Origin of the sequence: Pseudarthrobacter sp. SSS035 (genome assembly GCF_023273875.1) — a bacterium.
Taxonomy (GTDB): domain Bacteria; phylum Actinomycetota; class Actinomycetes; order Actinomycetales; family Micrococcaceae; genus Arthrobacter.
On record NZ_CP096882.1, the window covers coordinates 2,053,328 to 2,075,131 of the forward strand.

Annotated in this window: 22 protein-coding genes; 6 read left to right on the forward strand and 16 right to left on the reverse strand. The window is 65.9% G+C overall.

Annotation, left to right across the window (positions count from 1 at the left end):
- Window positions 1-255 precede the first annotated feature (255 nt).
- Together gluQRS and MUN23_RS09440 are read left to right on the forward strand one after the other, a co-directional pair.
- On the forward strand, window positions 256-1,137 hold the full coding sequence (gene gluQRS / locus MUN23_RS09435) for a tRNA glutamyl-Q(34) synthetase GluQRS (RefSeq protein WP_248763549.1): 882 nt from the start codon (window positions 256-258) through the stop codon (window positions 1,135-1,137).
- 72 nt (window positions 1,138-1,209) lie between these two features.
- A complete protein-coding gene (locus MUN23_RS09440; protein ID WP_248763550.1) occupies window positions 1,210-1,899 on the forward strand; it encodes a phosphohydrolase in 690 nt (229 codons plus the stop codon).
- On the opposite strand, the gene MUN23_RS09445 is transcribed toward MUN23_RS09440, so the two are convergent.
- The 8 genes from MUN23_RS09445 to MUN23_RS09480 form a co-directional block, all read right to left on the reverse strand.
- Window positions 1,877-3,136, reverse strand: coding sequence for a low temperature requirement protein A (locus tag MUN23_RS09445; RefSeq protein WP_248763551.1), 1,260 nt, complete (start codon window positions 3,134-3,136; stop codon window positions 1,877-1,879). The genes MUN23_RS09440 and MUN23_RS09445 overlap by 23 nt on opposite strands.
- Window positions 3,137-3,217: 81 nt before the next feature.
- Window positions 3,218-4,534, reverse strand: a complete 1,317-nt coding sequence (locus MUN23_RS09450; protein ID WP_248763552.1) for an ATP-binding protein — start codon at window positions 4,532-4,534, stop codon at window positions 3,218-3,220.
- Window positions 4,535-4,757: 223 nt separating this feature from the next.
- The gene (locus MUN23_RS09455) at window positions 4,758-6,269 is read right to left on the reverse strand and encodes an amino acid permease (RefSeq protein ID WP_248763553.1); all 1,512 of its coding nucleotides are present in this window, start codon (window positions 6,267-6,269) and stop codon (window positions 4,758-4,760) included.
- Window positions 6,270-6,279: 10 nt separating this feature from the next.
- Window positions 6,280-7,722 (reverse strand): aspartate ammonia-lyase, encoded by a 1,443-nt coding sequence (locus MUN23_RS09460; RefSeq protein ID WP_248763554.1) that lies wholly within the window; start codon window positions 7,720-7,722, stop codon window positions 6,280-6,282.
- Window positions 7,723-7,730: 8 nt separating this feature from the next.
- Window positions 7,731-8,852 carry an asparaginase gene (locus tag MUN23_RS09465; RefSeq protein ID WP_248763555.1) on the reverse strand — a complete coding sequence of 374 codons (1,122 nt, stop codon included), beginning with the start codon at window positions 8,850-8,852 and terminating at the stop codon, window positions 7,731-7,733.
- A gap of 28 nt (window positions 8,853-8,880) precedes the next feature.
- Window positions 8,881-9,630, reverse strand: coding sequence for a FadR/GntR family transcriptional regulator (locus MUN23_RS09470; RefSeq protein WP_371876006.1), 750 nt, complete (start codon window positions 9,628-9,630; stop codon window positions 8,881-8,883).
- Between the two features lie 164 nt (window positions 9,631-9,794).
- Window positions 9,795-10,067: a winged helix-turn-helix domain-containing protein gene (locus tag MUN23_RS09475; protein ID WP_248763556.1), complete on the reverse strand. Its 273-nt coding sequence runs from the start codon at window positions 10,065-10,067 to the stop codon at window positions 9,795-9,797.
- Window positions 10,068-10,384: 317 nt separating this feature from the next.
- Window positions 10,385-10,798, reverse strand: coding sequence for a glycoside hydrolase family 15 protein (locus MUN23_RS09480; protein WP_371876007.1), 414 nt, complete (start codon window positions 10,796-10,798; stop codon window positions 10,385-10,387).
- Between the two features lie 258 nt (window positions 10,799-11,056).
- On the opposite strand from MUN23_RS09480, the gene MUN23_RS09485 reads away from it, so the two are divergent.
- On the forward strand, window positions 11,057-11,323 hold the full coding sequence (locus MUN23_RS09485; protein WP_248763558.1) for a helix-turn-helix transcriptional regulator: 267 nt from the start codon (window positions 11,057-11,059) through the stop codon (window positions 11,321-11,323).
- Complete coding sequence (locus MUN23_RS09490) at window positions 11,320-12,564, forward strand: type II toxin-antitoxin system HipA family toxin (protein ID WP_248763559.1); 1,245 nt, start codon at window positions 11,320-11,322, stop codon at window positions 12,562-12,564. The genes MUN23_RS09485 and MUN23_RS09490 overlap by 4 nt, the downstream gene beginning before the upstream one ends.
- Window positions 12,565-12,575: 11 nt before the next feature.
- On the opposite strand, the gene MUN23_RS09495 is transcribed toward MUN23_RS09490, so the two are convergent.
- Together MUN23_RS09495 and MUN23_RS09500 are read right to left on the reverse strand one after the other, a co-directional pair.
- On the reverse strand, window positions 12,576-13,508 hold the full coding sequence (locus tag MUN23_RS09495; protein WP_248763560.1) for a hypothetical protein: 933 nt from the start codon (window positions 13,506-13,508) through the stop codon (window positions 12,576-12,578).
- Window positions 13,509-13,568: 60 nt separating this feature from the next.
- Entirely contained in the window at window positions 13,569-14,186 is a 618-nt protein-coding gene (locus MUN23_RS09500; protein ID WP_056342023.1) for a uracil-DNA glycosylase, read from the reverse strand.
- A gap of 121 nt (window positions 14,187-14,307) precedes the next feature.
- On the opposite strand from MUN23_RS09500, the gene MUN23_RS09505 reads away from it, so the two are divergent.
- A complete protein-coding gene (locus MUN23_RS09505; protein ID WP_371876008.1) occupies window positions 14,308-14,811 on the forward strand; it encodes a hypothetical protein in 504 nt (167 codons plus the stop codon).
- On the opposite strand, the gene MUN23_RS09510 is transcribed toward MUN23_RS09505, so the two are convergent.
- The 6 genes from MUN23_RS09510 to MUN23_RS09535 all read right to left on the reverse strand — a co-directional run bounded on the left by MUN23_RS09510 (window position 14,808) and on the right by MUN23_RS09535 (window position 20,791).
- Window positions 14,808-16,271, reverse strand: coding sequence for an amidohydrolase (locus MUN23_RS09510; RefSeq protein WP_248763561.1), 1,464 nt, complete (start codon window positions 16,269-16,271; stop codon window positions 14,808-14,810). The two genes, MUN23_RS09505 and MUN23_RS09510, sit on opposite strands and share 4 nt — an antisense overlap.
- Window positions 16,272-16,312: 41 nt before the next feature.
- On the reverse strand, window positions 16,313-16,699 hold the full coding sequence (locus MUN23_RS09515) for an RNA-binding S4 domain-containing protein (protein WP_248763562.1): 387 nt from the start codon (window positions 16,697-16,699) through the stop codon (window positions 16,313-16,315).
- 57 nt (window positions 16,700-16,756) lie between these two features.
- Window positions 16,757-17,416, reverse strand: coding sequence for a GntR family transcriptional regulator (locus MUN23_RS09520; RefSeq protein ID WP_056342034.1), 660 nt, complete (start codon window positions 17,414-17,416; stop codon window positions 16,757-16,759).
- A gap of 116 nt (window positions 17,417-17,532) precedes the next feature.
- Window positions 17,533-18,540, reverse strand: coding sequence for a transketolase family protein (locus MUN23_RS09525; RefSeq protein ID WP_248763563.1), 1,008 nt, complete (start codon window positions 18,538-18,540; stop codon window positions 17,533-17,535).
- Window positions 18,537-19,403 carry a transketolase gene (locus tag MUN23_RS09530; RefSeq protein WP_248764041.1) on the reverse strand — a complete coding sequence of 289 codons (867 nt, stop codon included), beginning with the start codon at window positions 19,401-19,403 and terminating at the stop codon, window positions 18,537-18,539. Before MUN23_RS09530 ends, MUN23_RS09525 begins: the two co-directional genes overlap by 4 nt.
- A 50-nt stretch (window positions 19,404-19,453) precedes the next feature.
- Window positions 19,454-20,791 (reverse strand): MFS transporter, encoded by a 1,338-nt coding sequence (locus MUN23_RS09535; protein WP_248763564.1) that lies wholly within the window; start codon window positions 20,789-20,791, stop codon window positions 19,454-19,456.
- 186 nt (window positions 20,792-20,977) lie between these two features.
- Between MUN23_RS09535 and MUN23_RS09540 the strand changes: the two genes are divergently transcribed.
- Complete coding sequence (locus tag MUN23_RS09540) at window positions 20,978-21,802, forward strand: sugar phosphate isomerase/epimerase (protein WP_248763565.1); 825 nt, start codon at window positions 20,978-20,980, stop codon at window positions 21,800-21,802.
- Window positions 21,803-21,804: the final 2 nt, after the last annotated feature.

The following is a 21,804-nucleotide window of genomic DNA, read 5'->3' on the forward strand; positions in this document are numbered from 1 at the left end:
GCCAACTGTATGGCGTCTGCTCAAATTGTGGCAACAAGGGCTAAGGCTACCGCCGAATCCCGCAGGCTACAGGAACCCCGGCACACCACCCGGCAACTGGACACCGCCTCCCGCAAGGAGGACGCCGCTGATTGACACTTGTTCACACCACGGTCATTCTGCACACACGGCAAGAGCCCCTGAGCCACCGACGTCGGATCCCCGAAGTCATCGGTAGCTGAGGGGCTCTTGTGCTGTCCGGACTAGGGTTGGTCCATGACCCCTGCTGGCCGCTTTGCCCCCAGCCCCTCCGGCGAACTGCATGTAGGAAACCTCCGCACCGCGATGCTCGCCTGGCTGTTCGCCCGGTCCTCCGGTCGCGACTTCCTGCTGCGCGTCGAGGACCTTGACCGGGCGCGGGCCGGCGCGGAGGCGGAGCAGCTCCGCGATCTGGAGGCCTTGGGCCTGACGTGGGACGGCGCCGTCGTGCGCCAGACGGACCGCGGCGCCGTCTATGCCGAAGCGATCGGCCGGCTGGCTGCTGCGGGCCTTACCTACGAATGCTTCTGCACGCGCCGCGAAATCCAGGAGGCGCCGTCCGCGCCGCACGCGCCGCAGGGCGCGTATCCGGGCACCTGCCGGGACCTCGATCCTGCCGAGCTGGAGTTCAAACGCTCGACCCGTCCGGCTGCCATTCGGCTCCGCGCCGACGTTGCGGAGTACACCGTGCGGGATGTGCTGCACGGTGATTTCACCGGCGTGGTGGACGATTTTGTCCTTCGCCGCAACGACGGCGTGACCGCCTACAACCTGGCCGTCGTGGTGGACGACGCCGCACAGGGCGTCGACCAGGTGGTGCGGGGCGATGACCTGCTGCCGTCCACGCCGAGGCAGGCATATCTTGCTTCACTGTTGAATATTCCTGCCCCGGAATATGCGCATGTGCCGCTGGTGGTGAATTCCGACGGCGCCCGGCTGGCCAAGCGCGACGGCGCCGTGACGCTGGCCGATCTCGCCCGTGCCGACGTTTCCGCCGCTGACGTGCGGAACCTCATCCTGCAGTCCCTGGGGCTGCCGGCCGGGACGCTGGAGCATGCACTCGCGGCGTTCCGCCCGGCGGACCTCCCGCGGGAACCGTGGGTCTGGACCGGCCCCTAAGCATCGCGCGAAAGGACGCTTGCGGCCCCGCGGACGTGAGGCCACCTGCTGCCCTACGCGTAGGCTGGAGCTATGTCGGCACCCGAATTCACTGAAGCACAAATCCCTCAACCGCGATTCACTGTCGAGACGGCGCGAGTCCTGGCCGAGGTGGCCCACAACCGGCAGAAGGACAAGCTCAAGAGGCCCTACCGTGACCACGTGATTGCGGTGGGTGATGCCCTGGCAGATTTCGACGAAGATATCCGGATTGCCGGTTACCTTCATGACATTGCCGAGGACACTCCCATCACGCGGCAGGCATTGCTGGACATGGGCGTTTCCGAGCGGGCAGCGGACATCATCGAACGGGTCACCAACCGGCTGCACGACAACCCCGATGACTATCAGGCCGGGATGCACTTCATTGCCGAGGACCACGACGCGGCACTCGTGAAGATCGCCGACAACGCCCACAATTCCCTGCCTGAACGCGTCAGGGCTCTGGCCGCGAAGTGGCCGGACAAGCCGCCGGTCACCAAGTACCGGGATGCCCGTCCGGTGCTTTATGCCGCCGTCGACGTTGAGGAAGTCCGCAAGATCCTTGCGCGGGTTAATCCCTGGCTGCTGAAGGAGTTGGACGACAGGCTCGACGACGAAGACGACACGGATTACGAGAACCTCTCCTACGACGACGCTCCGGTGGGCGAGCGGAAACCACCGGTGGCTGAAACTGTCGAGGCCATGAACACGGCGGACACTAGGTCGGACGGGACGTCTTAGCCTCCTGCTTCATCCGCTCCAGCGCCGCGCTCATTTGCGTTCTGTCGAGCCGCTCATCAAGGACAATTGAAACGCCCAGCGCGAGCACGATAACCAGCAGGCAGACCGGCACCGGGACCCCGGCAGCGGCGAGTCCCACGCTGCCCGCCAGCGCCGCGAGCACGCCAGCTGCCACGGCAATGATGGTGCGGTCCACTGTGATCATGACGCTGAACATCGCCGTGAGTGACACTTTGAAGATCGCCACCGGCAGGGCGATGCTGGCCACGGCCACGGCGGCGCTGATGTGGGCCGCATGGTCGATGTAGTAGGCCACCACATGCAGTCCGGCGCCAGTTGCGGCGATGGCCGCAAAGATGGGCATATGCCCGTAGCCGAAGAAGAAGGCGCGGTGCCGCTGGAGGTGCAGGGCCTGGCCCGTCGGCAGTATGAAGTAGATCCACCACATGCCAAACGCCAGCGCCGTACCGCCGAAACCCACCAACGCCGCATCCAGCGTCCAGCCGTGGTTGCCTACGATGACCCGGAGGGTTTCGACGGCACCGAACAGGCATTCGCCAAGGGCGATGATGGCGAGCAGCCCGTAGCGTTCGGCGATGTGGTGCGCGTGCCACGGGGTCCGCATGGAGCGCTCGGCCGCGTAGGGCGTAGCCATTTCCAGCACGAAGAGGGGCACAGTCATGAGGATGGTGGTGGGAACGTCGGCCCGGATGATCAGCACAGCGATCCAGCCGAGCTGGACCACGCCAAGGTAGGCTGCGTAGCGCCGGCACGTCTGGCGGCGTTCCGGATCCTGCCGCGCCGCGCGCAGCCATTGGCAGACCAGGGCCAAACGCATGATCACGTAGCCGCCGACTATCACGGCGTTGTCCACGTGGTCGCCCTCCACGAGCGAGTGGAACAGCGGCTCGATGCCCATCGCCAGGATCAGGACGCCGACAATCTGGACCAGGGTGACCAGCCGGAACACCCAGTCGTCGGTGTCGTAGGCGCTGGCGAACCACGTGAAATTGATCCACGCCCAGATCACGGCAAACATCGCGAAGGAGAAGGCCAGCAGCCCGGCACCGAAGTGGGCTTCGGCGACCTCGTGGGCGAACTGGCTGCCGGCCACTCCGAAAGCAATCACAAACGTTAGGTCAAAGAATAGCTCCAGCGGGGTGGCTGCCCGGTGTTGCTGATGCGGGTTGCGGCCGCCCATGCGGGCCATGGCATGCCGGATGGGATTGTTGGACATGGCTCAAAGGTACCGCCGGGGCCGTGGCCAGCTCCAGAGTGCAGTTGCCTTCCTTCCAGTTCGCGCCCTGGGCCGGGGGTTTTAGACCCGCCCCAGTGCGTCGATGTCCTCCAGGAACTGCTCGTGGACCTCCTGGCTCACGGTGGTCCGGGTATCGCCGATCGCGTCGAGGTAGTCCTCGGTGCAAGGCCCCTTCCGGACCGCCTCGCGGACTGAAACGCTGCCCGCGGAAGCCGCGCCGCCGTCGTCGTACACTGCCTTTTCCAGCGCGCGCTGGGAGGCGCTGCGGGCGGCGTACTCAATGTCCGCGGGGGAGAAGCCCTCGGTCCGTTCCACCAGGAGCTCCACGTCCACATCGTCCACCACGGCGGCCGGGATGAAGCGCTGCCACATGGCTTCACGGGCCTGGCGGTCCGGGAGGCCGATGGGGATGACGTAGTCGAACCGGCCATGGCGAAGGAAGGCGCTGTCCAGCGCGCGGATGAAGTTGGTGGCGCACACCAGCAGGCGGCCGGGCTGTTCGCGGAACGCCGGGATGATCTTCAGGAGCTCGTTGGTGACGCCCTGAAGGGGCGACGGCGGTTCGCCCGAGCGCTGGGAGGCGATCTCTTCCACCTCGTCGATGAACACCACGCAGTGCTCCAGTTCCGCGATCTCAAGGAATGTTTCGCGCAGGGCGCCGGCGAGGCCCTTGGGATCAGAGGCCAGCCGGGACGGGAAAACCTCCACAAACGGCCACTCGAGCCGGGACGCGATGGCCTTCGCAAACGTGGTTTTGCCGGTGCCGGGAGGACCAAACAGCACCACGGCACGCGGCGGCACCACGCCGTATTCATCGGCGAGGTCGGCCTCCGCGAGAGGCAGGACCAGCCGGCGTTCCAGGAGTTCCTTCTCCTTGCGCATGCCGGCCACGTTCTCCCACAGGTCCCGGGCCAGGATCCGGCCGCCCAGCTGGCCCAGTGCGCCGAGTTCCTGGCGCTGGACGGGGATGGTCCGCTCGAAATAGCGCAGGTTCTTCTTGAGCGCGAAGCCGCGGCTGAGGAACGCCTCCACCCGGGTTTCCGCTTCCGGCATCAGCGCGGAGAGCTTGTTGAGGCCGTGCGGGGCCATGCGGTTTTCGACGGCGGCGAGCAGCGAGGTGCCGATCCCGCGCCCGCGGTATTCAGGCAGCGTGGCCAGGAAGACGATCCAGCCCTGGTCATGCGCGGCGCGTCCGACGGCGGCGCCCACCACCTGATCGCCCTGCACCGCCACCACCGCGTGGTCCTTTTCGCAGGATGCCAGCACCTCGGAGAGGGCATAGACGGGCTCCACATCAGTGGCCTTGAGCGACTCCCAGAGGTGCAGGATCCCGTCCAGGTCTGCTGAATGGAAATCCCTGATGCGCCAGTTGGTCATGCCGTGTCTCCCGGGTGGTTCGTCATTGAACGGGTCATTGAGCTTCGTCATTGAACTGCAAAAAGCGCTGTGACGCGCTCTGCTGAGCATAGGCGATCAGCCCTCGGCGAAGGGTTGCGGGAGCGTTGCATTACGGAACGTACGACGGCGGCACCTGGGTTCCGTGACCACGGAACCCAGGTGCCGCCGTCGGGCGTCACGGCCGGTTTGGCCGGGCAGGGCGCTACTTCTTGAAGCTCTCCGCAGGCGGGTTGGCGACGACGGGAGCCGTGCCCGTGAAGCCGTCGCGGGTCTCGGCGATTTCACGGATGCGGGCGCGGCAGGCGTACCAGCCGAACACCATCAGCACGGAGGCGATGGCCGTGACCAGCATGGTGAGCGGGGATTCGATGAACACCATCACCAGCACGCCCACCAGGAAGAGCAGCGAGAGGTAGCCGGTGTATGGAGCGCCGAACATCCGGAACGACGGGCGCTTGAGCCAGCCCTTGTTCGCCCAGCGTTGGAGCTGGATCTGGCAGAGCACAATCGTTGCCCAGGTCATGATGATGCCCACGGACGCCACGTTCAGCACGATCTCAAAGGCCTGTGCAGGCACCAGGTAGTTCAGCGGGACGCCCAGCAGGGACACTCCGGCGGTGATGGCGATGCCGCCGTAGGGGACGCCCGCCTTGTTCATCCGGCCCGCGAACTTCGGGGCGGAACCGTTCACGGACATGGAGCGGAGTATGCGTCCGGTGGAATATAAGCCGGCATTCAGCGAGGAGAGCGCGGCGGTGAGGACCACCAGGTTCATGATGACGTCCACGCCCTGGATGCCAATGGAACCGAAGAACGTCACGAACGGGCTGACGCCCTTTTCGTAGGACGTGTACGGCAGCAGGAGCGCGAGCAGGATGACGGAGCCGACGTAGAAGACCGCGATCCGGAAGACCACGGAGTTGATGGCCTTGGGCATGATCTTCTCCGGGTTCTCGGTCTCGCCGGCGGCGGTGCCCACGAGTTCAATGGAGGCGTAGGCGAACAGGACGCCCTGCATCAGGATGATCATGGGGAGCAGGCCGTTGGGGAATACGCCGCCGTTGTCCGAGAGGAGGCTGAGGCCCACCGGCTGGCCGTCCACAGGTGTGCCGAAGATGACGAAGTACGTGCCCACCACGAGGAAAACAACCAGCGCGGCGACCTTGATCAGGGCGAACCAAAACTCGAGCTCACCGAACACCTTGACGGAAACGAGGTTCAGGGCGAGGACCACCACGAGGGCGATCAGGGCCCAGGCCCACTGCGGGACGGCCGCCATCCAGGGGATGTAGTTGCCGAAGAAGTTCATGTAGAGCGCGGCGGCGGTGATGTCCACGATGGTGGTGGTGGCCCAGTTGATCCAGTAGAACCAGCCGGACACGAACGCGGCTTTCTCGCCGAAGAATTCGCGGGCGTAGGAAACAAACGAGCCCGACGACGGCCGGTGCAGCACCAGTTCGCCCAGCGCCCGCAGGATAAGGAACGCGAAGAAGCCGCAGACGGCGTAGGCGATGACCAGCGACGGGCCCGCGGCGTTGAGGCGGCCGCCGGCGCCGAGGAACAGGCCGGTGCCGATCGCGCCGCCGATGGCGATCATCTGGATCTGCCGCGGTTTGAGGTTCTTGTGGTAGCCCTGGTCCTCCGCGTGGAGGGCACTTTCGGTGGCGTGCGCCTGGGGCGGGACCGTGTGGTCCGTAACGGGGGAATGTGTCATGGAGGTGTCCTTAAGGCTGTTTGCTGAGGTTCGCCAGGCGTTCCGGACTGAGGAGTTCCTGGAGCTGGGCGGCGGTGAGCAGGCCGTGTTCGAGCACGAGTTCGGCCACACCCTTGCCGGTGGCGAGGGCTTCCTGGGCGATGGCGGTGGCGGTGGCGTAGCCGAGGTGGGGATTGAGGGCGGTGACCAGGCCGATTGACCGTTCCACGGTGAGCCGGAGGTGCTCGGTGTTGGCGGTGATGCCCCGGACGCAGCGTGCCGTGAGGGTGCGGCAGGCCGCTTCGAGGTGGGAGATGCTCTTGTGGAGGCTGTGGACAATAATGGGTTCGAAGGCGTTGAGCTGGAGCTGCCCGGCTTCGGCGGCCATGGTGATGGTGACGTCGTTGCCGATGACCTCGTAGGCCACCTGGCTGACCACTTCCGGGATGACCGGGTTGATCTTGCCGGGCATGATGGAGGACCCGGACTGGACGGCTGGCAGGTTGATCTCGCCGAAGCCGGCGCGGGGGCCGGAGGAGAGCAAGCGGAGGTCGTTGCAGATCTTGGAGAGCTTCACGGCCACGCGCTTGAGCACGCCGGACAGATGCACAAAGGCGCCCACGTCCTGGGTGGCTTCGATGAGGTCGACGGCGGTGACCAGGGGGAGGCCGGTGACCTCGGCCAGGTGCCGGCAGGCCGCCTCGGTGTAGCCGGCGGGGGCGTTCAGGCCGGTGCCGATGGCGGTGGCGCCGAGGTTGATTTCGTGGATCAGCAGTTCCGCCTCGGCCAGGCGCAGCCGGTCCTCGCCGATGGTGATGGCGTAGGTGCCGAACTCCTGGCCCAGGGTCATGGGCACGGCGTCCTGCAGCTGCGTGCGGCCCATCTTCACCACGGTGCGGAATTCCAGTGCTTTGGCGGCGAAGGCCTCTTCGAGTTCGGCCAGTGCGTCCAGCAGTTCCCGGCCGGCGAAGATGGTACCCAGTTTCACGGCGGTGGGGTACACGTCGTTGGTGGACTGGCTGAGGTTCACGTGGTCGTTGGGGTGCAGGCGGGTGTAGTCGCCTTTGGGGTGGCCGAGGATTTCGAGGGCGCGGTTGGCGATGACCTCGTTCGCGTTCATGTTCGACGACGTCCCGGCGCCGCCCTGGATCACGTCCACCACGAACTGCTCGCTGAGTTGGCCGTTCATCACGTCGGTGCACGCCTGCTCGATCGCCTGGCCGCGTTCGGCGTCCAGCAGTCCCAGTTCCCGATTAGTGCGGGCGGCTGCAAGTTTCACGGCGGCCAGTCCCCGGACCAGGTGCATGTTGGAGGACAGGGGCTGCCCGGTGATGGGGAAGTTTTCCACGGCGCGGAGCGTGTGGACACCCCAGTAGGCGTTAACGGGGACGTCGCGGTCACCCAGAAGGTCATGCTCGGACCGGGTTTCCGGGAAAGTTTCCACGGCACTCGGGTTGGTGGTCAGGTTGGTCATGGGGGTCCTCACAGGGCTTCGTTGACGGGCGCGGACAGGGTTAGTGCAGGCAGGAAATCTGTGGGCCGCAGCAGGCCCACTTTGTGGCCGCCGCCCAGGACAGGGACGGTGCCGATGCTCGCGATCGGCGCAATGTCCACACCGAGGGATTCAAGAACGTGGACGGTGGCGGGCATCCGGGCACGGTCACCGCCGTCGGAAATCTTGACGGCAACTGCGCGGCCATCCGGCAGGCCGACGAGCTGCACACCTTCAAAACCGTCCTTCGCCACAGAGCCGGGCAGCAGCCGCATCAGATCCGTGACGTCCCGGCGATCGCCGGCCACCATGTCAGGGTGCTGCCGCATGGCGAGCCCGACGGCGGCTTCCGCAAGCAGCGGGGCGGTCCCGCCGTCGTCGGAGGTGCTGACGATGGTAACCGCGGTGGCGGCCGCCGCGATGGCGCCGAACGCGCGGGCCATGCCGCGGAGGGTGAGGGCGAAGAGAGGCGTCCCGCAGCCGTCCGTGCTGCGGGCGAAGGCCTCCTCGCCGGTCAGTTCGGTGACGGTGGCGGCGATCAGCTGCTGCAGCGGGTGGGACGGATCGAGGTAACCCTTGACCGGCCAGCCGTTGATGACGCACGTGGCGGCCATGGCGGCGTGCTTGCCGGAGCAGTTCTGGGTCAGCTGCGTGGCGCGGAAGCCGGTGCGCAGCCAGTCCTCGCGCTCGCCGGTGCCGTAGGGCAGGTCGGTGCTGTTCTCAAGGTCGCCCACAGCAAGCCCGTGCATGGCGAGGATGCGCTGGGTGCCGCCGCGGTGTTTGGCTCCGCCGGAGTGGCTGGCTGCGGCCAGGGCGAGCAGGTCGGCGGGGAGGTTCAGGCCGGCGCGGACCATGGCCACGGCCTGCAGGGGCTTGAGGGAAGAGCGCGGGTAGAACGGCGCCAGCGGGTCGCCTGCCGTCGCCAGGATCGAGCCGTCGGCTGCCGTGGCGATGGCCGAGCCGTAGTGGACGCTTTCCACCAGTCCGTCGCGCGTGGCCACCACCAGGGGTGCGTGCCGGGGGAGGTTCGCGGCGTCGATCCCAGTCAAAAATGCGTGTGCGGCCGTGCCGGGGACAGCGGTTTGGGCAGCAGGAAGGGCAGGGGCAGGCATGGAGTCCTAGGGGTCTTTGTTAGGGGAGTTACTTGTTGAGGATGGAGTCGAGGGCAGCGCCCACGGCGCGCAGGTGTTCGGCCATGGCTATGCTTGCGGCCTCGGCGGAGCCGGCCTCGATGGCGGCGAGGATCTGCTGGTGCTCGGTGTCCGACGCGTGCTGGCGGTCTGCCACCATGTTCAGGGTTTCCGACTGGAAGGCCAGGGCTCCCCGGATGTCGGCCACCACGCTGGCGAACACCTTGTTGCCGCTGGCGCGGGCGATGGCAGCGTGAAAGCTGGAGTCCAGGGCAACCCAGCTTTCCGGGTCTGTTTCCGTGGTCATCGCGGCGACGATCTGCCGCAGCGTCTCGAGTTCCTCGTCGGTCCGGCGCTGCGCTGCCAGTCCTGCTGCCGGAACCTCGATGTGCGGGCGGGCCTCGGTGAGGTCCCGGGCAGAGTAATGCCCCAGGGTTAGGTCACTGGCGACCTTGTTGGCGACCACAAACGTGCCCTTCCCGGTCTTGGTGACGGTCAGGCCCAGGGCGGTGCAGGAGCGGAGCGCCTCGCGGATGACCGAGCGGCTGACCCCGTACTGCTGCGAGAGCATCGCCTCGGAGCTGAGCTTGCCGCCCACTGCCACGGTGCCGGACTCGATATCGGCACGGATGGCGTTGAAGACAGCTTCCGCCGCGCTGAGACGGGCCAGCGGTTGGGCGTCGAGCCGCTGGGCTCCGGGGGGCTGGTGTCCGGAGGGCTTCGCAGGATGCCCTGCTGTCCGGCTGTCTGACAGGTTCACGCCTCAAATATGGCACGGGTCACAGTGTGTGTCAATGCGGGTACCCGAGGGGCCTGCGGGCCCTGGCCCGAGGCGGTTGAATCCCCGGACCAGGATCCGCCGGTCGTCAGGGTCGGGACAAGCCGTCAGGTTCGCACAAGGAGTTGCAGAATGCGCGCCGCTGCTCAGGGAACTGGTTGCCGGGACCGTGCAATCGCGGGTAGGAGGGCGTAGAAGGGGGTGCAGCCGCCTCTTGTCCCGGGGGAAATGTTGGAGCGGACAAGCGAAGCAGCCTCAAGCGCCGCAAGGTGGTAACGGACGTTTTCCCTGGAGGAATTGATGGCGCTGCTGATGTCGGACACCTTGCTCGCTCCGTTACGGGCGAGATGCTCGATGATCCTCGACCGGACGTCGCGGGGACGGTCCGCGTCTTCGGGGACCGTGAGTGAATGAATCATTTTTCGCATGCCTTTCAGGGCGTGACTCGATCAGTGCATTGCTGGAGCGCGGACGCGGGTCTCTTCTGCATGAGTCTGGCGGCTGCTGCCCCGGCGGGGATTTTGGGCACGACGATGTGCACCGGATCAGCATGGTGATCGGAGGGGTTGGGCGGTTGGGGCCATTTTGCTGAGGTTGGCCAGGTGTTCGGGGCTGCGAAGTTCCTGGAGCTAAGGACAGGCCGTCACAGGTTGTCTTGCTGTCCGGCTGTCTGACAGGTTCACGCCACAAATATGGCACGGGCCATAGGGAGTGTCAATGTTTATGACGTAGACGGTCAGGAGTGCGCGGCGTTGCGGCGCTGGGCCTTCAGGAGCCGCAACCCGCTGGCGAGCACGCCCACATGGCTGAAGGCCTGGGGGAAGTTGTCCAGGAACTCCCCGGTGTCCGGATGGATCTGTTCGGGGAGCAGGCCCAGGGGATTCGCGTGGCTGCACAGGGATTCGTAAAGTTCATGTGCCTCGTCCAGCCGCCCTTGCCCGGCCAGGTTGTCCACCAGCCAGAAGCTGCACAGCAGGAAGGCGCCTTCGCCGCCGGGTAGTCCGTCCGGCGACTCCTGCGGCAGGTAGCGGAACGGCAGCCAGTTGCCGGCGTCCAGGTTCGCCGCGATGGCCTGGGTGGTGGAGACCATCCTCGGATCGTTGAATGAAATGACATTCCGGATGGGGAGGGACAGCAGCGCGGCATCCACGCCGCCGGAACCGCCCTTCCACCGGGCGCGGAAACGCTGGAGCAGGCATGCCTGCTGGCTCCTTCAGATTCTTTGGTCTTGGTACTTAGATTCTCCCGCCGTTCTGCGTGTTGCGCCAGCAACCGGGGCAGGGGACTTCGCGAATTCACCAGGGCCGATCGGTACGAACGTGCCGTTCAGCCCTATGCAGAAGCAAATGCCAAGGCTTAAGCTGGCTGCAAGCCGGATTCGGAACGATCGTACCTATTGGAGTTGCTCATGGCCGACGCATTTGGGGATCAGTTGCCTTCAGAGGTCCGCTCGCGCCGCCTAGCGCTGGGCCTGACCCAACAGGACCTCGCAGACATGGCCGGGGTCTCGGAACGCTTCGTCAGGTTCGTTGAGCAGGGCAAGCCCAGCATCCAGCTGGATTCCCTGTTGGCCGTCCTGGACACGCTGGGCCTGGAGCTCCGGATCACCACCAGGACCGGCAAGGGTGCCCGCGCGCTCGCAGGCCAAACCAGCGGCCAGGAACCACGGCGATGAAACACCGCGTCGCAGACATCTACAAGGCCGGCGTGCTCGCCGCGAGGCTTGAACGGCACGACGGCGGCACCCGGTTCAGCTACGTGCCGGCGTACCTCGGGTCCGGGGGACCCGCCGTCGCCAGTTCCCTGCCGCTCACCGGCGCGCCCGTCGATTCAGCGGCGGGGGCGGCGCCGCCCTACTTCACCGGCCTCCTGCCCGAGGGCCGCCGGCTCAACGCGCTGCGGCGCTCCATCAAGACCAGCGCCGACGATGACCTGTCCCTGCTGATCGCCGCCGGCGGGAATCCGGTGGGCGACGTCCAGATCGTCGGCCACGGCGAGGCACTGGATCCGGACGAGCACGCTGTCCAGCTGGATCCCAAGCTGCCGGTTGATTTCGACAAGTTGCTCGGCGATCCGGACCTTATTGACCCCGTGGCGCTCGCCGGCGTGCAGGACAAGTTGTCCGCCGGCATGATCTCGCTCCCTGTGGCCAGCGCCGGCAGGCGGTTCATCCTCAAACTCAACGCCCCCGAATTCCCGCATGTGGTGGAGAACGAGCTGGTGATGTTCCGGTATGCGGCCAGGCTGCGGATTCCGCTGAGCCGGGTCCGGCTGATCCGGGACGTCGCGGGCCGGCCGGGTCTGCTGGTGGAGCGTTTCGACCGGATCCCGCTTCCCGACGGCGGGCCCGATGATGTCAGGCGGCTGGCGGTGGAGGACGGGGCCCAGGTCCTGAAGCTCTACCCGGCGGACAAGTACAACGTGCCTTATGGCCAGGTCTGCCATGCTCTGGCCGACTACTGCTCGGCCCCGCTCCCGGCCCTGCGGAACCTCGCGGTCCAGGGGGCGTTTGCGTGGCTGAGTGGCAATGGGGACCTGCACGCCAAGAACGTTTCCATGGTCCAGCAGCCGCATGGCGAGTGGACCATCGCCCCGGTCTACGACATTCCCTCCACAGTGGTCTACGGGGACAAGACCCTTGCGCTGACCCTGAAGGGGAAGCGGAGCGGGATCTCGCGCCGGCACTTTCTTGGCTGGGCCAAGGACTTGGGATTGAGTGACCGCACAGCAGCCCAGGTGCTGGAGCTCGCCTTGAAGGCGTCAGGTCCGCTGATCGCCGACCTGGAGGCGGGCACCGCATTTGCCGCACTTGGAGGTCCGGGAAAGAACGACGACGGCGGCTCGCCGTTCCCCGACATGGTCACCAGGGCGTGGGTGAAGGAGCTGAAACACCGGCGGAGGCTGCTGGAAGGCTAAGCAGTGAGTAGTCACAAACCGTCGAACCACTTGAACACTCGCAGGGCGCGGAGAGTATTCCACCGACTTGGTTGTCCGTCGCCGGCTTCCAGAGCGAAGTGGACCCGACCGGGGTGGGTGTTCTCCAACAGCCATGTGCCGTTGGGCTGTTGCTTGGACCGCACCACGTCCACTGCTTCCGACATGCGTTCGTCTGGATTGCAGCCGGTGGCGCGGAAGTAGTCCAGGCCGCGGAGCACGTCAAAGTACCAGCGGGTGGGGTAGGAGAATTGCAGCCAGTCCGGGCTAATCACCTCGCCGGAGGACTTTCCCCGCAGCAAGACGCGTTCCAGGAGGTATTCCTCTCCGCGCCGCCGCGCCTGCCGCGATTGGGAGGTCCCGCCGGTGGAACGTTCGTGCTCGAGGAGACCCTCCAGGACGCATATGGTGGTGTGGAAAGATGAGCGCCTGGATCCTATTTCTGCCTCGCAGTTCCAGCCCCCGTCGGCGAGCTGTTCCCGGCCCAGCCTCTCTACCACCGGGTCCACGTTTTCGCTGAAGTATGCCCCGAGTGCTACGGCCATGCCGTTGACACAGGGTTCGATCTCACCCTCGAAGAAAAGCTGGTTGGCTGCCTCCCAACGGCTGTTGTCGCGCACCAGAGTGATCGCGTGCCTGGCCTCCGGGCTGACAGGGTCCAACCCGAAATCCCGGAGGAGCAACAGGCTGTATGTCGTGGCGGTCCAGGGCTGACTGTTCGGATCGTCGTCATCTGCCGGCCAATACGTGGCGCCAGCCCACTGTCCGTCCGTTCCCTGCAGTTGAAGCAGCCGCACGCCCCAACCATGGGTGGCAACGCGGTGCCGCTCGGCAGAAATCTCGTTAGCAGGCGCGTCGGCGAGGTCGCCCAGGACCTGCCAGCGGATGGCGGGATCAGAGTCGAGCAGCCAGTTGAGCACGTCCATTCGCCCAACCTAGCACCGCGGTGGGCGGCGCCACAGAGGGGAGTCCCGCCGTCGTGCGTGCTAGAGGTGCTGGATGCCTGCCCGCTGCATGGCGTCCTTGTAGACGTCCACGCTTTTGGCGAGGAGATCCTCCTGTTTTGCTTCGGAAACAGCAAAGGCCCGCCCGCCGAGCGCGCTGGCCTTGTAGATCTTGATGCCGCTGTTCTTCAGGGAAGAATGGTAGGTCTTCTCGAAGAGGGTGAGGAACGTGGAGGCGTCCGTGCCGTGTGCGATTACTGCAGAGACCCGGCGGTTGATCTTGAGGAACTGCCGGAAGGGCCGCAGGCCGTCAGTCTTCTCCTGGACGTTCAGCGCCGACGGAAGCTCCGGATCCCGCACCCACGGGTACGCATTCCACGGCATCACGTAGCGCGGATCAAGCTCGGCAAGTTCGTAAATCTGGGTGGCCCGGCGGGCGGCCTCATCGTCATTGAAATGGGAGACGAACCCCGATTCGGTGCCCTTGCCCGGACTGACGTGGAGGCTGACGATCCGGCATTCGTCCTCGTCATGCACGGGGTCGATGTAGGGGACGACGGACCCTGGCTTCTTTTCCATCAGTTCATCGCAGAGCTGCGTTACCGCCGCGATGTTTGGTTCCTGTAGCAGGGCCTTTTTTTCGTCCCAGTCAATCGTCACGATCTCTCCCTCAGCAGCACGGCGTCCAGAAACAGGCGTCTGAACCCACTCTACGCTTTTGAAGGTATAGGTGCGCAGTGCAAGTTTGCGTCGGACCGGCGCCGGGCCGGGTAACGTCATCATGATGAACAGGAAAACGCTCAAGTCCGACGGCTTTGCCGGCTTCCGGGCCTTCGATAGCCTGGAGATCATCAGGATTCCGCAGAGCACCGGGGTGTTCGCCGTTCTCCGGCCGAATGAGTTCGAGCCGCACTTCCTCAAGATCAGCACCGCCGGGACCTTCAAGAAAAAGAATCCCACCCTGCCGGCGGACGCCATATGGGCTGAATGGGTGGACGGCGCGGACATTCTCTACATTGGCAAAGCCGGGCCGGGAAGCAAGGGTAACCGCGGCCTCCGGAACCAGATCAAGGAGTTCCTGGATTTTGGGCGGGGCAGGCCGCCGGGCCATTGGGACGGCCGGCTCATCTGGCAGCTGACCCACACGGATGAACTCATCATGGCGTGGAAAGAGGTGCCCGCCGAAGAAGTAAACCAGGCCGAGGCCGCGTATCACGCAGCCTTTGTTGCCGAGCATGGCCGGCTGCCGTTCGCGAATCTCGTGCAGGCCAAGGTGCGGAATTAGGCCAGGCCGCCGTCGTACGTGAAGCGGCCGGCCAGCAGCGTTGCCGCAACCGGCATGGCTGCGAATTCGGAGTCCGGCGCGGCCAGCGGATCGGTGTCGAGCACCACCAGGTCCGCCGGGTCCCCGACTCGGATCCGGCTCCGACCCCTGGCTGAAGCCGCTAGTGCCTGCCCCCGGCTGATGCATTCCTGGGGATGCCATGGCCCGCGGGTGTCCTGCCGGGACCGGGTGGTGGCCGCCGACAGCGCAGCCCACGGATCCAGTGGCGCAACCGGCGCGTCAGAACCCAGCGCCAACGTGGCTCCGGCGTCGAGGAGCGATCTCAGCGGAAACGCCCGCTGCGTGCGGCCGCCCCAGTTGGACTCCGCGGCGTCGCGGTCATCCAGTGCATGCACGGGCTGCACGCTGGCCGTAACGCCCAGGGGCCCAAAGCGGGCCAGATCCTCCGTCCGGACAAACTGCGCGTGTTCAATCCGGCCGCCGATCCCTGCGCGCTCGAAGGCATCCAGCGCCACCTGATTGGCGCCATCCCCGATGGCATGGACCCCCGGGACAAAGCCGTATTCACGTGCCCGCCGAAGCAGGGACACCAGATCGTCAAAGCTGACAGTCAGCAGCCCGTAGCCGCCGTCGGGGTATGGGTCCACGCAAAACGCCGTCCGGGTATTCAGCGAGCCGTCAATGAGCACCTTCAGCGGGCCGGCGCGCAGGAGCCCCTTGCCGCCGTCGAGCTCTAGGCCCGTGCGCATGCCGTCGTTGTGGGCCCGCTCCAGGTCCTCGGGGTAGATGCCGGCCTCAACCCTCAGGCTGGTGAATCCACCGGCGATGCGCCGCAGCCACACGTCGCGGTTCCAGGTCATCTCGAAATCAACGACGCCCACGATGCCCCGGGCGGATGCCGCGTCTGCGGCATCGCGGACCCAGCGGTCCACCACTGAGTCCGGAAGTTTGCCCAGCTCACGGGTCAGCGCAAAGGCAAGTTCCTCCCGGAGCAGGCCGCCGGCATCAACCTCCATCCCGTACCGCCGGGCGGCAGCGCTGTTCAGCCAGACACAATGCAGGTCGTGGCTGATCAGGGCGGTGGGCTGGTTGCCGGTGGCGGCGTCGAGCATTTCCAGAGTGGGGACGTCCGGCCACGAGGCGTCGCGGAAGCCCACCCCCACGGCCGTGACGGAAGGATCGGCGTTGCGAAAATAACGTCCGACGGCGGTGGCAGCCTCTCGCGCGGATGCGGCGGCGGACAGGTCCATCCTGTTTGAGTGCAGCGCCCACTGGGTCATGTGGACGTGCTCGTCCCAGAGACCTGGAATAACGTAGCGCCCGTCCAGGCTGACCACGCGGGAGCCGCCGGGGATTCCGCCGCCGGCACGGATCCCGGCCACCACGCCATCAACGATGTGCAGGTCCGAGACGGTGACCTCGCCGGGCTGGCGGACGGAGCACAGGACGATGTTGTTCACAGTTCCAATTCTGATGGCTCAACGGGCGAACAGGACGCTGACTAGGTTGCGGAGCCTTTGAGCCGTTCCATCTCGCGGCGGTCCTTCTTAGTGGGACGCCCCGCGCCGCGGTCCCGCTGCGGGAGGCCAAGCGCAGGTGCCACCGGCCTTGGCGGCGTGTGGTCGGTGAAGCAGTGCGACGCGGCCTCTGCGCCCACGCGTTTGGCGATCAGGCGGCGGACTTCGAGGATGCGTTCGAAGCCGGACATCCGCACCGTGACGGTGTCGCCCGTGACCAGGGTGGCCGAGGCTTTGGCTGGGCTTCCGTTCAGCCGCACGTGGCCTGCGCGGCACGAAGCGGTGGCGGCTGAGCGTGTCTTGTAGGCGCGGATCGCCCACAGCCACGCATCGATGCGGACGCTGGCGGGGGAGGACGGAGGGATGGTCATGGCTGGCACTGAGTATACGGCGTCGGTCTCGCGGAACCAGGTTACTGCGGCAGAGCCTTACGCCACCAGGTTCGCGGCGGCGGTGTCCATGTGCTCGCGGATGGTGTTCCGGGCCAGCGAGGCGTCTCCGGTCTCGATGGCGGTGACGATGTCGTAGTGCCGGTCCACGCTCATGTTCTTCACACCTTTGTCCCTGCCCGCGAACATGATGGACATCCGGATGGACCCTTCCAGCGACTCCCAGGAATGCAGCAGGGTTTCGTTGCCGGTCAGGCGGCACAGGGTCCGATGGAATTCCAGATCCGATTCGATGCGTTCCTGCAGGCTGGCCTTCTCCGCGGCGGCCATGGCTTCAATGGCGGCCCGCAGCGAGGTGATGACGTGCTCCCGGTCCGGGAGTTCGCACAGGGTGCGGGCCGCAAGGGATTCAAGTGCTGCCCGGACGGAGTAGATATCGCGGATTTCCTTCTCATCCAGGTGCCGGACGGAAAGCCGGCCCCGGGGCCCGGGGGAGAGGAGGCCTTCCTGTTCGAGTTGGCGCAGCGCTTCCCGCAACGTGCCGCGGCTGATCTGGAGCATTTCCGACAGCTCGGTTTCCACCAGATGCCGCCCCGGCTCCAGCTCGCCGCTGGTGATGGCGGCGCGCAGTGCCGAGAGGGCCTGCTCGCGAAGGCTCTTCTTTTGCAGTCCCAGCAGCGATGCTGTTGCTCCGGCCATCGTGATACTTCCTCAATGTCAGGGGTCAACTGTTTACAGTCGATGTGTTAACTGTCGATGGTACGCCAGAAGCGCGGCGCCGGCCGGGGAGGCTCCGCGCTTCCGGCGAAACGCTTCTACTTCAGTTCGGCGAGGACTTTCGCGACGATTTTTTCGACGGTGAGTCCGTAGCGGTCGTGGAGGGTGGGCAGGGCGCCGGCGTCGAGGAACTCATCCGGCAGCGCCACCGGCACTACCCTCTTGCCGAGCCCCGCGGTGACGACGGCGGAGGCGACGGTTTCGAAGAGGCCGCCGGTCACGCTGTGGTTTTCCAGGGTCACGGCGAGGCGGTCGGTGTTGATTTCGCCCAGGACGGTGGCGGCGTCGAACGGTTTGATCGTGGGTGTGTGGACGACGGCGACGTCCACGTTGTGTGCCGCGAGGGCTTTCGCTGCCTGCAGCGCACGCATGGTCATCAGCCCGGAGGAGATGAACACCACGTCATTGCCGCCGCGCAGGACCTTGGCCTTGCCGAGTTCGAACGTGTAGCCGTACTCGTCCAGCACGGTGGGCACGTTCCCGCGGAGCAGCCGCAGGTAGGTGGGACCCTCGCTGGCGGCGAGCTGGGGCACGGCCTGTTCGATGTCGATCGAGTCGCAGGGGTCCACGATGGTCAGGTTGGGCATGCCACGGAAGATCGCCATGTCCTCGGTGGCCTGGTGGCTGGGACCGTACCCGGTGGTGAGGCCGGGCAGGCCGCCCACGATGTTGACGTTGAGGTTTGGTTCGGCGGCATCGAGGCAGAGGAAGTCGTAGGCGCGGCGGGCGGCGAACACGGAGTAGGTGGACGCGAACGGGACCAGCCCGGTTTCGGCGAGCCCCGCGGCGGCGCCGAAGAGCAGCTGTTCGGCCATGCCCATCTGGAAAAACCGCTCCGGGAAGGCCTGGGCGAAGACGTGCATGTCGGTGTATTTGCCGAGGTCCGCGGTGAGGCCCACAATTTTGTCGTTCTCCTGCGCGGCTTTGACGAGCGCATGCCCGAACGGTGCGGAGGTAGTTTTCTGGCCGGGGTCGGCGAAGGACGCGATCATTGCCGACGTCTTCAACTTCGGTGCGGGTCCCGTGGAAACGGCTGCGGTGCTCATCGGGCGTCCTTTCCTTCGTGTCCTGCGGTCAGCTGTTCGCGGCAGGTCTGCCATTCGTGTTCTTCGATGCGCATAAAGTGCGCCTTTTTGCGCTCCTCCAGCAGCGGGACGCCGCGTCCCACCTTCGTGTCGCAAAGGATCACGGAGGGACGTCCGACGGCGGCGGCCTGGGCGGCTGCGTTGTCGAACGCTGCGAGCAGCGCGCCGACGTCGTTCCCGTCCACACGCTGGGTGTACCAGCCGAATGCTTCCCATTTTTCGGTCACGGGCTCGGTGCGGAGGACGGTGTCGGTTTTGCCGTCGGCCTGCAGGGCGTTGATGTCCACCATGGCGGTGAGGTTCCCGAGCTGGTGGTGGTGGGCGCCCATGGCGGCCTCCCAGGTGGAGCCTTCGTCGAGTTCGCCGTCGGAGAGGAAGTTGTAGACCCTGGCGTTGGAGCCCTGGTAGCGCAGGCCCAGGGCCATGCCAACGGCGATGGACAGGCCGTGGCCCAGGGATCCGCCGGAGATTTCCATACCGGGGGTGTAGGTGGACATTCCGGACATCGGCAGCCGGGAGTCGTCCGAGCCGTACGTTTCGAGTTCGGCGACGGGAATGGTGCCGGCTTCGGCCAATGCCGCGTAGTGCCCGATCGCATAATGCCCGGTGGAGAGCAGGAACCGGTCCCGGGCGTCCCATTCCGGGTCCTCGGCGCGGAAGCGGAGCTGGTCGGAGTACACGGTGGCCAGCATGTCTGCCGCGCCGAGGGCCTGGCCCACGTAGCCTTGGCCCTGCACCTCGCCCATGTTCAAAGCGTGATGCCGGATCCGGTACGCCGCGGCGCCGACGCGGTCGAGGCGTTCCGCGGCCGTTTCCTGGATCATGCGTTCCTGCTGGGGGAGTTCGTGTGAGTGCAGTTCCTGTGTCGCAGTCATCAGACGCTCACTGACTGCGGCGTGCTTTTGGTGGCCTCATCTGCCAGCTGCCGTTCGCGCTTGCCCCAGGTCTCCCGGGTGACCAAGGCGGCCCACAGGCCGATGGCCGCGTAGAAGCTGAAGAGGATCGCAGGACCCATCCAGCCCAAGGAAACGAAGAGCAGGGTGGTGACGAAGGGCGTGAACCCCGAGACCATGGCCGAGATCTGGTAGGCCAGCGAGGCGCCGGAGGAGCGGGTCTTGGCCTGGAACAGTTCGGGGAACCACGCGCCCTGGGCGCCGGCAAGGGAGTTCTGGCAGACGGCGTAGGAGATCACAATGGTGGCGATCACGAAGATGAACATTCCGGTGTTCACCAGCAGGAACATGGGGATGCCGAACAGCACGGCGAAGGCTGTGGACCAGATGTACAGGGGCCGTCGGCCGATCCTGTCCGTGAGCCGGGCCCACGCCATGGTGGCGAAGATGCCGATGAAAGAGGCGATGCAGAGGGCCACGAGGGTCTGGGTCTTGTCAGCCAGCTGCTGGGTGTGCAGGTAGGAAATCATGTACGTGATGGAAACGGCGTAGCCGGCGGTCTCGGCAATGCGGAGGCCGATGCCCCGGACGATGCTGCGCCAGTCCGTCTTGATGACCTCGATGATCGGGGACTTGACGATGGAGCCGCTCTCCTTGACCTCGTCGAACACCGGTGATTCCGGGACCTTCGAACGGATGATCAGGCCGACGGCGACGAGCACGATGCTGGCCAGGAACGGAACGCGCCAGGCAAGTTCGCCGCCCAGGTTCACGCTGACCAGGAAGACGAGGTTCGCCAGCAGCAGGCCCACGGGGAAGCCAGCCTGGACGATGCCGGTGTACTTGCCCTTGGACTTCCAGGGCGCGTGCTCGTAGCTCATCAGGATGGCGCCGCCCCACTCAGCGCCGAAGGCCAGGCCCTGGACCACGCGGACGAAGACCAGCAGGGCTGGGGCCAGCAGGCCAACCTGCTCGTAGGTGGGCAGGAGCCCGATGAGGAACGTGGCCACACCCATGAGGATCAGGGAGGCCACCAGGACGGGCTTGCGGCCCACCTTGTCGCCGAGGTGCCCGCCAATGATGCCGCCGATCGGGCGGGCGGCGAAACCGACACCGAGCGTGGCGAAGGCTGCCAGCGTGCCCGTCACCGGGTCGCCGGTGGGGAAGAACGCCGTGCCGAAGTACAGTGCAGCCGCGGTGCCGAAGCCGATGAAGTCATACGTCTCGATTACGGCGCCAACGCCGGACCCGATTGCGACGCGCTTTGCGTCCTTTGTGCCATGCACGTGGCCGCGCATTTTCAGAGCTTCATTGCTCATTGCTGAATCCCTTTCGAAGAGCGGGAACGCTTCCGCGCCACCGCTGTCGACTGTTAACAAATGATATGCCAGTGTGACCCGGGTCATGCTCCATTGTCAACAGTCAATGTTGGAGGTTGACTGTTGACAGTGAATTAATCTACAGTGATTCACATCACCACCCGCTCGTTCAGAGGATCAACGACGATGTTCAACTCACGACTCGGCTGCTCGTCCATCAGCTTCAGGCATCAGGACCTGCCAGCCGCCCTGCGTACCATCGGCGGCCTGGGCTTCGAAGAGATCGACCTCGGCGCCCTCCCGGGGGTGTGCGACCACGTCCCGTACAACCTCGATGACGCGGCCGTCACCGCTGTCACTGCGGAAGTTGCCGCTTCCGGGCTGCGCGTCCGTTCCGTCAACGGAGATATCGGCGACCTCAACGCAGTGCTCGACCCCCGCCAGCATGCTGCCCGCGAACGGCACCTGGAGGCGCTGCTCACCCTCACGGCCAACACCGGCGCGAAAGCGCTGGTCCTCCCGTGCGGCGCGCTGAGCCACGAACCGGTCCGGAGCCTTGACGCGGATCTGGACGAAGTTGCAGCCCAGCTCATCCATGCCGGGCAGCGTGCGGCGGAGTTCGGCGTCGAGCTCTGGACCGAATCCCTGCACTTCCTGCGGTTCTGCTGGAACCTCGAACGCGCGGAACTGCTGGCCCGGCGGCTGGCGGGTACCGGCGTCGGAATTGTCATGGACTTCAGCCACATCGTCGCCGCCGGAGAAGATCCGCTGGAGTACCTCGAACGCCACCAGGGCCGGATTGCCCACGTTCATCTCCGTGATGCGGTGCCGGGCAACATCAACCTCAGCATCGGCAACGGCAACGCGGATTTCGCCGCAGGGCTGCGCGCGCTGGCGGAGGGCGGCTACACCGGCCACTTCTCCCTCGAACTCGAAACCCGCGACGTCACCCACGACGAACGTCCCGCTGCCGCCGCCAAGGCGGCAAGCTTCATCACCGACCTCATCTGAAC